Origin of the sequence: Duganella rhizosphaerae (assembly GCF_040364205.1) — a bacterium.
Lineage (GTDB): Bacteria > Pseudomonadota > Gammaproteobacteria > Burkholderiales > Burkholderiaceae_D > Rugamonas > Rugamonas rhizosphaerae.
Map to the genome: position 1 here is coordinate 129,962 of NZ_BPWK01000016.1, position 12,402 is coordinate 142,363.

Sequence of the window (12,402 nt, forward strand, 5' to 3'; positions counted from 1 at the left end):
GCGAACCTCCGCTTAGATGCTGGCGGCCAGCGTGGCCAGCAGCAGCTCTTGCGGAGCGTTGGTGATGCTCGGCGCGCCCAGCGGCTTGAGCAGGATGAACTTGATGGCGCCGCCCTCGTTCTTCTTGTCGACCTCCATCAGCTCCAGCCAGCGCTCGGTGCCCAGGTCGGGCGCCTTGACCGGCAGGCCGGCCGCCACCACCAGCGCGCGCATGCGCGCCACGGTGGCCGCGTCGACCAGGCCCATGCGGTGCGACAGGTCGGCCGCCATCACCATGCCGCAGCCGACGGCTTCGCCGTGCAGCCACTCGCCGTAGCCCAGGCCGTTCTCGATCGCGTGGCCGAAGGTGTGGCCGAAATTCAGGATGGCGCGCAGGCCGCCTTCGCGTTCGTCCTGGCGCACCACGTCGGACTTGATCTCGCACGAGCGGGCGATGGCGTAGGCCAGCGCGCCCTTGTCGCGCGCCATCAGCTTGACGATATTGGCTTCGATCCAGTCGAAGAAGGCGGCGTCGATGATGGCGCCGTGCTTGATCACCTCGGCCAGGCCTGCCGACAGCTCACGCGCCGGCAGCGTCTCCAGGGTCGAGGTGTCGGCGATCACCGCGCGCGGCTGGTAGAACGCGCCGATCATGTTCTTGCCCATCGGATGGTTGATGCCAGTCTTGCCGCCCACCGAGGAATCGACCTGCGACAGCAAGGTGGTCGGCACCTGGATGAAATCGACGCCGCGCATATAGCTGGCGGCCGCGTAGCCGGTCAGGTCGCCGATGACGCCGCCGCCCAGGGCGATCAGCGTGGTCTTGCGGTCGGCCTTGGCGGCCAGCAGCGCATCGAAAATCAGCATCAGGCTGGACCAGTTTTTATATTCCTCGCCGTCCGGCAGCACGATGGAGGTGACCTGCTTGCCGGCCTGGCGCAAGCCGGCCTCGACGCGCTCCAGGTACAGCGGCGCGATGGTGGTGTTGGTGACGATGGCGACCTTGTCGCCGTTGACGTGACGGGCCAGCAGCGTGCCGTCTTGCAGCAGCGCCGGGCCGATCGAGATGGGATAGCTGCGCTCGCCCAGCTCGACATTTAACAGGATGGTGGATTCTTCGTTCATCGATGGTTCGGCTTGTGTGACGCAGTTGGGCGAGGCTTCGCAAGCCCGGGTTTCCAGCTGGGTCAGGATGGATTGAACCATCGATTGTACGTTAGGTCGGCCGGTATCGATGATGATATCGGCAATTTCCATGTACAAAGGATCACGGGTCGCCATCAATTCTTCGAGTTTCTTGCGCGGATCGGCCGTTTGCAGCAGCGGCCGGTTCTTGTCGTGCGCGGTGCGCTGCAGGATGCTGTTGACGGTGGCGCGCAGATAAATGACGGTGCCGCGCTCCCTCAGGTAGGCGCGGTTGTCGGGGTTCAGGATGGCGCCGCCGCCGGTGGCCAGCACCAGGTCGGGCTGGGCGGTCAGCTCGCGGATCACGTCCGCCTCCCGCCGGCGGAAGCTCTGCTCGCCTTCAATTTCAAAGATCCACGGGATCGAGGCGCCGGTGCGGGCCTCGATCTCATGGTCGGAATCGACAAACTTCAGTCCCAGCTTGCGCGCCAGGATGCGGCCGATGGTGGTTTTTCCCGCCCCCATCAGACCGACTAGAAACACATTTTGCATTGAACCCCGGTATTAATTTGTATTGGTACAGGACGTCACGTCGACGCCGTACGGGCTGTACCGGCCCGGCGGCGCCACCCCCGCCGTAATGAAGTCGCTCGCCAAATAGGGCAGCCGGGTTTTAGCAGTATACAGCGCCTCGGTGCCCGACACCTGGCCGCGGATGGTCAGCACCACATCGATCCAGTTGGCGTGGTCGCGCGCATACGTCAGCGACACCACGGCCTGGCCGTTGACGTCGGTGGTCGCGGTCGGCGTCACGACGACGGTACCATTGCCCGGAGTTAATATTCCGTCCTGGTTCACGTCTTCGCCCGGCTGCATGATGTTATCACTGTTGACGTCCTCGTTGGCGCAGGCCAGCGGCAGCGGGTTGGTGCCGGAAAGGTCGAGCACCCACGGGCCGGTGGTGCCGAGATAATACAGCTGGCCCTTGTAGTAGTAGCGCGGGCGCACCGAGCTGGTCAGCTTGATGCCGGCGGCCGGGTTGCCGGCGGCGTCGGTCACGGTCACCGCGTAGTCGAGCTGGTAGCTGGTCGTGCTCGGCACGCCGATGGTGTTGCCGGTGCCGGCGCTGATCGAGGCCGCGCGCCGGGCCACGGTCAGCTGGACCTGGCCGGTGGCGTTCGACGCCCCCTGCAGCTGGGCCTGCACCACCACGCCGTTCAGCTTGGTGTCGTTGGGGCCGGCGATGTAGCTGACCGAGGCGGTGCCGTCGGCGCCGGTGGTGACCACCGACGGCTGCGTCAAGGTGCCGCCGCTCGGGTCGCTGACGAAGGAGAAGTTGACCACGGCGTTCTTGACCAGGTTGTTCTCCGGCGTGCCGTCGAGCACGGTGGCGCGCAGCGTCGATTGCTGCACCGTGCTGCCGTTGGCGTTGACGCCGATGACCGCGGGGTCGGCCTGGACGCTGACGATCGCCGACGACGTGTACGGTGCGACGAACTCCAGCAGGCCCTGGGTCGCCAGGCCGGTGACGGTGGAGGTGGCGGTCAGCGTGGCCATGCCGGGATTGATAGCGCGCACATAGGCGACGGCGTTGCCGTTCACCAGCGTCAGCGCGCTGGTGGGTGTAGCGCAGCCGACGTCGGCGTAGATGGCGCCGCGCGAGGTGTTGAGCGTGACGCCGCCCGCCTGCGGCACGCCGCCGACGTCGCTGTGGATCGCCACCTTCTGGCAGCTGTTGATGTTGGCGAACGACTGCAACGCGCCGGCGCCGTCGACGCCGTTGACGGTGAAGTTGGTGGCGCTGACCACGATCGAGGCGTTGGCGATCTCGCCGGCCGAACGCACCACGATGGCGTCGGTGCCGGCCGTCTGCGCCGTATAGCTGAGCACCAGCTGGCCGCTGGAATCGGTGATGGCCGCGCCGCCACCCTTGACGCTGAGGCGGTTGGCGCCGCCGGCGCTGAAGGTGACCGCCTGCCCCTGCAGCGCGCCGCCGGCCGAATCGACCAGCTTGACGGTGACGTCGGTGGCGGCGCCGACCTTGATGGAGCTGCTGCTGTTGATGCTCAGCTTGTTGCCGGTCACCTTGATCGGCAGCGTCCGCGTCTGGGCGCCGGCCGCCGACGCGGTGATGGTGACGGTGCGCGAGGTCGGATCGCTGCCCCGGTCCAGCTTGGCCGTGACGCGGCCGTTGGCGTCGCTGACGCGGTTGGCATAGACCAGGTTGCCCGAGTCGACCTGCAGCGCCACCGCGACGCCCGGCAACACGTTGTTGGACGAATCCTTGACCACCACCGACACCGTCACTTCGCTGCCGGCCGCGCCGGACGAGGCCAGCTCGCCGGGGTTGGAGGTCAGCGTCAGCGTCGGCATCGCCGTCACCACCTTGACCACGATCGCCGTCGAGGTCACCGTGCCGACGCTGGCGGTGAGGGTGATCTCGCCCGCCGCCGGGCTATCCTTGATGCTGAGTTTTTCCACCACCTCGCCGCTGGCGTTGGTGATGCGGTTGGTATTGCTGACGATGCCGGCGCTGGCCTTGAAGGACACCGTCTCGCCCGCCAGGGCGCTGTTGTTGACATCCTTGACGATGGCCGTCAGCGTCACCTCGGTGCCGGCGACGCCGGACGAATCGATGGTGGCGGGGTCGGCCTTGAGGGTCACGGTGGCCACCTTGCTGACGACCGGCGGCGGCGTGGTGCCATTGCCGGTGCTGCCGGCCGAGCCGCCGCCGCCGCCGCAGGCGGCCAGCGCCGCGGCGACGCCGAGCGCCGCCAGCCAGCGGCCGCTGCGGAGTATGGGTTGGGTCAGTCCCGTGGGTAGCGCGTATGTCATGTCAGATCCTAGTTAAGCGAGGTACGTGTTCTTGAATACTCGATCAGCGCGTCGACAGCCGCTCGGCGACGATCTTGGGCGTGATAAAGACCAGCAATTCTGTCTTGTCGTTGGTGCGGCTGTTGCTGCGGAACAGATAGCCGAGCACCGGCACGTCGCCCAGCAGCGGCACCTTGGACGTGGTGTTGCGTTCGGTCTGCTGGTAGATGCCGCCCAGCACCACGGTGCCGCCGTTCTCGACCATGACCTGGGTCTTGACGTGCTTGGTGTCGATGGCGAAGCCGGCGCGGGTTTCCTGGCCGACGCTGTCCTTGTTGACGTCGACGTCGATGACGACGTTGCCGTCCGGCGTGATCTGCGGCGTCACTTCCAGCCGCAGGTTGGCCTTGCGGAACATGATCGAGGTGGCGCCGCTGCTGGTGGCCACCTGGTAGGGCAGCTCGATGCCCTGCTCGATCAGCGCGATCGCCTTGTCGGCCGTGATCACGCGCGGGCTGGAGATGATCTTGCCGGTGCCGTCCGCTTCCAGCGCGGACAGTTCCAGGTTGAGGAAGCGGTTGGCGGCCGACGAGAACAGGCTGACCGCCAGGTTGCCGGCGGCGGCGCCGTTGATGGCGCCGGCCGGCAGGTTGATGAACTGGCTGTTGCTGTAGCTGGCGTCGGTGGCCTTGATCTGGCCGGTCGTCTCGCCCACGCCGTTGATGTTGCCGCCGATGGCGACCCGGGTGTTGCTGTTGCCGAGCTGGTAGCCGGAGTCGCCGCCGCGCTGGGTGCGCAGGTCGGCAAAGCCCAGCTTGGCGCCGAGGTTGCGGGTGAAGGTGTCGCTGGCCTCGACGATGCGGGCCTCGATCAGCACCTGCTTGGAGGCGATGTCGGTCTTGGCGATCAGCTTGCGGATGTCCTCCAGCTTGGAGGCGATGTCGGTGACGAACAGCTGGTTGGTGCGCGGCTCGATGATGGCGCTGCCGCGCTTGGACAGGATGCGGTTCTTGCTGTCGCCGCCCTCCAGGCCGAACACGGTCTTGAAGGCGTCGGCCTTCTGGTAGTTCAGCTGGAAGATCTCGGACTTCAGCGGTTCAAGGTCGGCGATCTGGGCGCGCTGCTCCAGCTCCAGCTTTTCCTTGGTCAGCAATTCTTCCTTGGGGGCGATCCACAGCACCGAGCCGTTCTTGCGCATGTCCAAGCCCTTGGCCTGCAGCACCACGTCCAGCGCCTGGTCCCACGGCACCTCCTTCAGGCGCAGGGTCAGGTTGCCGCTGACGCTGTCGCTGGTGATGATGTTCAGGCTGGAGATGTCGGCGATCGCCTGCAAGGCCGCGCGTACTTCGACGTTCTGGAAATTGAAGGTCAGCTTCTCGCCGCGATAACCCTGGGTGCCCTGGGTCAGCTTGTTCGGGTCTTCCTTGATCGGCTTGACGTCGATCACCAGCTGGGTGTCGCTCTGGTAGACGGTCTGTTCCCACAGGCCGCGCGCCTCGATCGTCATGCGCGTGTTGTCGCCCTGCGGCACGGTGGTGACCAGCGCCACCGGGGTGCCGAAGTCGCTGACGTCGAGCCGGCGGCGCAGGCTTTCCGGCACGCCGGTCTTGAGGAAATCGACCACCACGCCGGTCGGGGTCTGGCGCACGTCGACCGCCACCTGGCTGTTGGGCAGGTCGACCACCACCCGGCCTTCGCCGTTGGCGCCGCGGCGGAAGTCCATGTCGCGCAGCAGTTGACGGCCGGGCGGCGCGGGCGGCGCGGCCACGGCCACCGGCAAGCCGCGGGCGTCGACCGCCTGGGCCAGGCCGCCGGAACCGTCGATGGTCAGGATCACGGCGTTGCCGTCGATGGCGGTGGCGTAGTTCAGGCTGCGCTTCAGGTTGAACACCAGGCGCGAGCGCTCGCCGGCCTGCACCACGTTGACGCCGCGCAGGTCGCCCAGGCTCAGCTCCTGCACGGTCTTGCCGGTGGCGTTGGAGGTGGCGCCGAAGTCCAGCGCGATGCGCGGCGGATTGGTGATGGCGAAGCCGATCGGCAGCTTGGCGGGCGGGTTCTTCAGCGAGATCTTGACGATCACGTTCGAGCCCTGCTGGTTGGCGCTGATCGCTTCGATGGCGTTCGAAGGCGGCGCCTCCGGCGCGGCCTGGGCGCGGACGGCGCCGGCCAGCTGCATGGCGAAGGCAAAAGCGAGCACCGGCATCCAGCTGGCGACGGCCAGGGCGCGCCGGGGCGTGATGTGAGCGGTCATTTGGTGTTCTCCTTGCTTTCCTGCAGTTCCAACTTGGACATGCGTTCGACCCAATCGCCGCCCGCATCCTGTACGATTTCCTTGACGCTGACGCTGTTGTCGCTGATGGCGGTGATCAGGCCGAAATTCTGGCCCACGTGCTGCCCCACAACCACATGGTGCAGGCTGCGATCAGCCTGCAGCAGCCCGTACAGCACGCCTTTCTGCTGAATGGTGCCGACCATCTTGACGGTGTCGAGCGGGAAGCTCTCCAGCAATTCCTTGCGCCGCTCCGTGTCCGGCTTGATGCCGTTGCTGCCCTTGGCCGATGCCTTGGCCAGCTCGGCCAGCAGCTTGTTGGGGTTGAAGGGGTCGATCGCGTCGGCCTGGGCGTAGGCGAAGGGGATGAAGGTCTTGGGCTCGGCCAGCGGCGGCACCGCCACCTTGGCCTGGGCATCGACCTGCTTCATCCAGGCGCGCACTTCCTGCACGTCGCTGTCGCCGCAGCCGGCCAGCAGCGCCAGCACGGGGGCCAGCAGCATCGCGGGGATCAAGGTTTTCATGATTTTTTCGCCGCCTTTTTCTTGTCGGCGGCGGCCTTGCGCTGGGCGCTGACCTCCTCGGGGTCGAGGTAGCGGAAGGTCTTGACCACCGCCTCCAGGGTCAGCACGCCGTCCTTGCCGGTGTTCAGGCTCATGTTGTTGAGCGTGACGATGCGCGACAGGTTGGCCATGTTGCCGGCAAAGGCGCCGATGTCGTGGTAGCTGCCGGTGACGCGGATGTCGATCGGCAGTTCGGCGTAGTAGTCCTTGACCACCACCTGGGCCGGCTTGAAGGACTCGAACTGCAGGCCGCTGCCGGTGCCGGCGCGGCCGATGTCCTTGAGCAGCGCGTCCATCTCGGCCTTGCTCGGCAGCTGTTTCTGCAGGCGGTCGACGTACTGGTCGACCTGCACTTTCTGCGCCCGCAGCGCGTCCAGGTTGACCGCCTGCGAGGTCTTGAACTTGTACTCGTCGCGCAGCTTGATTTCGGCCTGGGCGCCGGCTTCCTGTTCGTCGAACTGCGAGCTCCAGTAGCCGAAGTAGCCGGCCGCCACCACCGCCGCCGTCACGCCGATGCTGCACAGCACGCGCGGCGCCAGCGGCCACTGGCCCGGATGGCGGTCGCCGAGGTTGCGGAACTGGTCGGCCAGTTGCGCGCCCAGCAGATTGAGATTCAGCTTGGCCATGGTTATCCGCGCTCCTGGCTCTTGGCCGGCGACGGACCGGCGGCCGGGGCGTCGCCGGCGCCGGGCGCGGCGTTCTTGCCCTTGGCGCCGGCGGCGGCCGCATCCTTGTCGCGCGGCCGCTTGATGTTGACCGACAGGTTGAACTCCACCACCTTCTTGGCGGTCTTGCCCTGGCCCAGGCCGGTGGACTTCACTTCGACCAGTTCCGGCCGCTCCAGCCACGGCGACACGCCGGCCAGGTTGCCCAGCAATTCGGAGACCCGCTCCTGCGACTGCGCGTAACCGCCGATCGCCACCTTCTGGCCCTCCTGCTTGAAGCCCTTGAGGTAGACGCCGGACGGGATCTGCTTGACCAGCTCGTCGAGCAGATAGACCGGCTGGTTGCGGTCGCCCTGCAAGTCCTCCACCGCCTGCTGGCGCGCCTTCAGCGCTTCGATTTCCTGCTTCAGCGTGGCGATCTCGGCGATTTTCTTGTCGAGGCCGGAAATGGCCATCTTGATGACCTGGTTGCGTTCGTTCTGGATGGAGATTTCGCGGGCGTTGTAGCCGCCCACCAGCAGCACCACGCCGACGCCGACGATGGCGCCCAGCGCCAGCAGCGCGTAGAAGGCCGCCTTTTTCTGTTTGCGCTTTTCCTCGCGGTGCGGCAGCAGGTTAATTTTAATCATCAGCCGAACCTCCGCATGGCCAGGCCGCAGGCGACCAGGTAGGCCGGGGCGTCGATGCGCAGCTGCGACTCGCGCACCGAGGCGGCCAGCTGCATGCCCTTGAACGGCGAGATCACGGCGCTGGAGATCTTGGTGCGGCTGGCCACCAGCTCCAGCAGGCCGGGCAGCAGCGCGCAGCCGCCGGCCAGGAACAGCTGGTCGACCCGCGTGTAGGGGGTGGAGGTGTAGAAGAACTGGATCGCCCGCGTCACTTCCAGCGCCGCGCTTTCGAGGAAGGGCGACAGCAGCTCGGCCTGGTAGTTGTCGGGCAGGTCGCCGGATTTCTTGCGCGTCTCGGCCTCGTCAAAGCTCATGCCGTAGGAGCGCACGATGTCCTGGGTCAGCGCGTTGCCGCCGAAGGGCTGCTCGCGCTCGTAGACGGTGACGCCGTCGAGCATCACGGAGATATGGGTGACCTGGGCACCGATCTGGAACAGCGCCACCACCTGGCCGGCGCCCGCCTCGGGCAGCTGGGCGGTCACGCGGTCCAGCGCGGCGCGGGCGGCGTAGGATTCGATGTCCATCACGGTGGCCTTGAGGCCGGACGCTTCGGCGATGGCGACGCGGTCCTCGACCTTCTCGCGGCGCGAGGCGGCCAGCATCACTTCGATGTCTTCGGGCGAATTGGCGGCCGGGCCGATGACGTCGAAGTCCAGGCTGACCTCGTCGAGCGCGAACGGGATGTACTGGCTGGCCTCGGATTCGACCTGCACTTCCAGCTGGTCCTCCGACATGCCGGCCGGCAGGATGATTTTCTTGGTGATGACGGAAGCGGGCGGCATGCCCAGCGCCACCAGCTTGGTGCGGGTGCCGCTTTTCTTCCAGACCCGGCGCACCGCGTCGACCACCTGGTCCAGGTTTTCGATATTGCCGTCCACCACGGCGCCGCGCGGCAGCGGTTCGGCGGCGTAGCGCTCGAGCCGGTATTCGCCCTTGCCGCCCTGGGCCAGCTCGACCAGGCGCACGCTGGAGGTGCTGATGTCGATGCCCACCAGCGGCGGATTGCCTTGCCCCAGCAGGGTCTTGATGTCGATCATACGAGCCTCCCGGCGCCATGGCTGGCGCCCGTGCTTCTTTGCCGCCGAATCAATATTCGAACAGTTTGCATTTAGGAACTCGTTTGAAAACCAGCGTTTAGACTGCTTATGTAAGACCGTACATTAAATCCTGCCTATATAAGTGTAAAGGTATTTCTATTGTGCACAATTGCCGTGGTGTGAGGGTTTCACCACACTTTTTTGACACCCTGTAGCCTCAAAAACAACTCAGTTGTTTTGTTACTTACAAGCAAAAATCCCTGTCGTCCGGCAGTGCGCGCCGTGGGCCTTGCCGCTCGCTTATAATGGCCCGCATACATAACAGAAAGATCGAACTGCATGGCTTCTTCTTCCAATTCGGCACCTCCACCATCGAATCCGCCGGGCGCTTCCGGCAAATCCTCGGGTAAACCCGCCTCCCGCTTCTTCCTCCTGGCCGGCCTGTCGGTGGTCGGACTGGGGCTGGTCGGGCTGCTGCTGGTGGTGTTCGGCCTGGCGATGGCCTACCCCAACCTGCCCGAACTCGACACGCTGACCGACTACCGGCCGAAAATGCCGCTGCGCATCTTCTCGGCCGATAACGTGCTGATCGGCGAGTTCGGCGAGGAGCGCCGCAACCTGGTGCGCATCAAGGACATCCCCGATGTGATGAAGAAAGCCGTGCTGGCGATCGAGGACGACCGCTTCTACGAGCACGGCGGCGTCGACTACACCGGCATCCTGCGCGCGGCCGTGCACAACGCCACCGGCGGCGCCAAGCAGGGCGCCTCCACCATCACCCAGCAGGTGGCCCGCAACTTCTTCCTGTCGAGCGAACAGACGCTCAAGCGCAAGGCCTACGAGGTGCTGCTGGCCTGGAAGATCGAGAAGAACCTCAGCAAGGACCAGATCCTCGAGGTGTATATGAACCAGATCTACCTGGGCCAGCGCGCCTACGGTTTTTCGTCGGCCGCACAAATCTATTTCGGCAAGAATCTGAAAGACATTAGCGTGGCCGAGGCGGCCATGCTGGCCGGCCTGCCGAAAGCGCCGTCGGCCTACAACCCGGTGGTCAACCCGAAGCGCGCGCGCACCCGCCAGCAGTACATCCTGCAACGCATGCACGACCTCGGCTATATCACCGACAAGCAATACGAAACCGCCAAGGCCGAGGAACTGAAGGTCAAGACCGACAGCAGCGAGTTCGGCGTGCACGCCGAGTACGTGGCCGAGATGGCGCGCCAGCTGGTGTACGAGCAGTTCAAGGAGGACACCTACACGCGCGGCCTGAACGTCTTCACCACCATCACCAAGGCCGACCAGGACGCCGCCTACCTGGCGCTGCGCAAGGGCGTGATGGACTACGAGAAGCGCCACGCCTATCGCGGCCCGGAAGCCTACATCGACATCCCGCAGAACAAGGAGGAAGCCGACGACGCGGTCGAGACCGAGCTGGCCGACCACCCGGACAGCGACGACATCATCGCCGCCATGGTGCTGGCCGCCACGCCGCAGCTGATCACGGCCGTCACCGCCACCGGCGAGGAAATCAAGATCACCGGACCGGGGCTGGAGATGGGCCGCTCGTGGCTGTCCGACAAGGCCGCGCCGAACAAGCGCATCCGTCGCGGCGCGGTGATCCGCGTCATGCAGGAGGGTAAGGACTGGCAAGTGACGCAGCTGCCGGAAATCGAATCGGCCTTTGTCGCGGCCGACACCCACGACGGCGCCATCAAGGCCATGGTCGGCGGCTTCGACTACAACCGCAGCAAGTTCAACCACGTGACCCAGGCCTGGCGTCAGCCGGGCTCGTCGTTCAAGCCCTTCATCTATTCCGCTTCGCTGGAGCGCGGCCTGTCGCCGTCCACCATCATCAACGACGCGCCGATCTCGTTCGACGCCGGCCAGACCGGCGGCCAGGCCTGGGAGCCGAAGAACTACGACGGCAAGTACGAAGGCCCGATGACCATGCGGCGCGGCCTGACCAAGTCCAAGAACATGATCTCGATCCGCATCCTGCACAAGATCGGCGCCAAGTACGGCCAGGAATACACCACCCGCTTCGGCTTCGATGCCGACAAGAACCCGCCCTACCTGACCTTGGCGCTGGGCGCGGGCAACGTCACGCCGCTGCAGATGGCCGGCGCCTACGCGGTGTTCGCCAACGGCGGCTACAAGGTCAGCCCCTACCTGATTTCCAAGGTGACGGACGCGGACGGCAAGATCCTGTCGCAAGCCAATCCGGACAAGGCCGGCGACGAGAAGAACCGCGTCATCGACGAGCGCAACGCCTTCCTGATGGACAGCATGTTGAAAGACGTGGTGCGCTTCGGCACGGCGACCAAGGCGCTGGTGCTCAAGCGTCCCGACCTGTCGGGCAAGACCGGCACCACCAACGATTCGATCGACGCCTGGTTCGCCGGCTACCAGCCGCACCTGGTGGGCATCGCCTGGATCGGCTACGACCAGCCCAAGAACCTGGGCAACAAGGAAACCGGCGGCGGCCTGGCGCTGCCGATCTGGATCAGCTACATGCAGAAGGCGCTGAAGAATATCCCGATCGAGGAACGGGCGGTGCCGGAAGGCGTGATGCTGGTGGGCGACGAGTACTACTACGCGGAGAATCCGCCGGGCACCGGCGTGCACAACATCGACGGCGCCTCGCACGGCACGCCGGCCGAGGAAAAAGCCAAGGACGCCGTGAAAAACGAGTTGTTCTAGAATTGAGGGGCCTCGGCCCCTTTTTTTACGCTTCCAGCACCACCGGGCTGCCGCCCTGGGCGGTGACCATCTCGGACAGCGAGTAGAACAGCTCGGAACCGTCGCGGGTATTGAGCCACTTGCCGTCCTTCTGCTTGTAGTGGTAGCCGCCCGAACGGGAGGCTACCCACAGCTCCTGCATCGCGGCCTGGCTGTTGACGATGATCTTGGAACCATTGTCGATAAACTCGATTTCCAGCACGTTGCCGCTGCGGCTGCACTCGACGTCGAGCATGTCTTCGTCGTTCAGACGGTCCAGCGCGGCCGCGATGGTGGTGAGGGTGGCCTCGGCCTGCGCCAGGAATTCTGATTCGCCCATGCTACACTCCAGTATCTATAGTCAATCCATGATTTTATCGTGAAGTCCACATTCCGTTTGTTTATCGGCCCAGTTAGCGGCATAACCGCGCTGTGCCTGACCGTCTTGTTGAGCGGCTGCGGCCAACCCGGCCCGCTGTACCTGCCCAAGGCTCCACCGGCCAAGCCTGCCAAGAGCACTGAAGCTGCCCCGGTTCCATCCACTCCAGCACCCCAACAATAATC

Annotated in this window: 10 protein-coding genes; 2 read left to right on the forward strand and 8 right to left on the reverse strand. The window is 65.5% G+C overall.

Annotated features, from left to right (window positions below):
* Window positions 1-12: 12 nt before the first annotated feature.
* From aroKB to RUGAMON1_RS27060, 7 genes are read right to left on the reverse strand one after another with little or no spacing between them, the layout of a single operon-like run.
* Window positions 13-1,656 carry a bifunctional shikimate kinase/3-dehydroquinate synthase AroKB gene (aroKB, locus tag RUGAMON1_RS27030; RefSeq protein WP_445233431.1) on the reverse strand — a complete coding sequence of 548 codons (1,644 nt, stop codon included), beginning with the start codon at window positions 1,654-1,656 and terminating at the stop codon, window positions 13-15.
* Window positions 1,657-1,668: 12 nt separating this feature from the next.
* Window positions 1,669-3,939 carry an Ig-like domain-containing protein gene (locus RUGAMON1_RS27035; protein WP_445233432.1) on the reverse strand — a complete coding sequence of 757 codons (2,271 nt, stop codon included), beginning with the start codon at window positions 3,937-3,939 and terminating at the stop codon, window positions 1,669-1,671.
* Window positions 3,940-3,982: 43 nt separating this feature from the next.
* Window positions 3,983-6,169: a type IV pilus secretin PilQ gene (locus tag RUGAMON1_RS27040; protein ID WP_445233433.1), complete on the reverse strand. Its 2,187-nt coding sequence runs from the start codon at window positions 6,167-6,169 to the stop codon at window positions 3,983-3,985.
* Window positions 6,166-6,711: a pilus assembly protein PilP gene (locus RUGAMON1_RS27045; RefSeq protein ID WP_445233434.1), complete on the reverse strand. Its 546-nt coding sequence runs from the start codon at window positions 6,709-6,711 to the stop codon at window positions 6,166-6,168. The genes RUGAMON1_RS27040 and RUGAMON1_RS27045 overlap by 4 nt, the downstream gene beginning before the upstream one ends.
* Window positions 6,708-7,376 (reverse strand): type IV pilus inner membrane component PilO, encoded by a 669-nt coding sequence (locus RUGAMON1_RS27050; protein WP_445233435.1) that lies wholly within the window; start codon window positions 7,374-7,376, stop codon window positions 6,708-6,710. Before RUGAMON1_RS27050 ends, RUGAMON1_RS27045 begins: the two co-directional genes overlap by 4 nt.
* 2 nt (window positions 7,377-7,378) lie before the next feature.
* Window positions 7,379-8,044, reverse strand: a complete 666-nt coding sequence (locus RUGAMON1_RS27055) for a PilN domain-containing protein (RefSeq protein WP_445233436.1) — start codon at window positions 8,042-8,044, stop codon at window positions 7,379-7,381.
* Entirely contained in the window at window positions 8,044-9,120 is a 1,077-nt protein-coding gene (locus RUGAMON1_RS27060) for a pilus assembly protein PilM (RefSeq protein WP_445233437.1), read from the reverse strand. Before RUGAMON1_RS27060 ends, RUGAMON1_RS27055 begins: the two co-directional genes overlap by 1 nt.
* A gap of 339 nt (window positions 9,121-9,459) precedes the next feature.
* Here RUGAMON1_RS27060 and RUGAMON1_RS27065 point away from each other — a divergent pair, with 339 nt between their 5' ends.
* Complete coding sequence (locus tag RUGAMON1_RS27065) at window positions 9,460-11,820, forward strand: penicillin-binding protein 1A (RefSeq protein ID WP_445233438.1); 2,361 nt, start codon at window positions 9,460-9,462, stop codon at window positions 11,818-11,820.
* Between the two features lie 25 nt (window positions 11,821-11,845).
* Here RUGAMON1_RS27065 and cyaY read toward each other — a convergent pair whose 3' ends face one another.
* Window positions 11,846-12,178 carry an iron donor protein CyaY gene (cyaY, locus tag RUGAMON1_RS27070; RefSeq protein ID WP_445233439.1) on the reverse strand — a complete coding sequence of 111 codons (333 nt, stop codon included), beginning with the start codon at window positions 12,176-12,178 and terminating at the stop codon, window positions 11,846-11,848.
* A 39-nt stretch (window positions 12,179-12,217) separates the two neighbouring features.
* On the opposite strand from cyaY, the gene lptM reads away from it, so the two are divergent.
* Window positions 12,218-12,400 (forward strand): LPS translocon maturation chaperone LptM, encoded by a 183-nt coding sequence (gene lptM, locus RUGAMON1_RS27075; RefSeq protein WP_445233440.1) that lies wholly within the window; start codon window positions 12,218-12,220, stop codon window positions 12,398-12,400.
* Window positions 12,401-12,402: the final 2 nt, after the last annotated feature.

Bases quoted from the DNA above. Each gene is read 5' to 3' on its own strand.
- aroKB (WP_445233431.1), bottom strand. From the start codon at position 1,656: ATGCAAAATGTGTTTCTAGTCGGTCTGATGGGGGCGGGAAAAACCACC.
- RUGAMON1_RS27035 (WP_445233432.1), bottom strand. From the start codon at position 3,939: ATGACATACGCGCTACCCACGGGACTGACCCAACCCATACTCCGCAGC.
- RUGAMON1_RS27040 (WP_445233433.1), bottom strand. From the start codon at position 6,169: ATGACCGCTCACATCACGCCCCGGCGCGCCCTGGCCGTCGCCAGCTGG.
- RUGAMON1_RS27045 (WP_445233434.1), bottom strand. From the start codon at position 6,711: ATGAAAACCTTGATCCCCGCGATGCTGCTGGCCCCCGTGCTGGCGCTG.
- RUGAMON1_RS27050 (WP_445233435.1), bottom strand. From the start codon at position 7,376: ATGGCCAAGCTGAATCTCAATCTGCTGGGCGCGCAACTGGCCGACCAG.
- RUGAMON1_RS27055 (WP_445233436.1), bottom strand. From the start codon at position 8,044: ATGATTAAAATTAACCTGCTGCCGCACCGCGAGGAAAAGCGCAAACAG.
- RUGAMON1_RS27060 (WP_445233437.1), bottom strand. From the start codon at position 9,120: ATGATCGACATCAAGACCCTGCTGGGGCAAGGCAATCCGCCGCTGGTG.
- RUGAMON1_RS27065 (WP_445233438.1), top strand. From the start codon at position 9,460: ATGGCTTCTTCTTCCAATTCGGCACCTCCACCATCGAATCCGCCGGGC.
- cyaY (WP_445233439.1), bottom strand. From the start codon at position 12,178: ATGGGCGAATCAGAATTCCTGGCGCAGGCCGAGGCCACCCTCACCACC.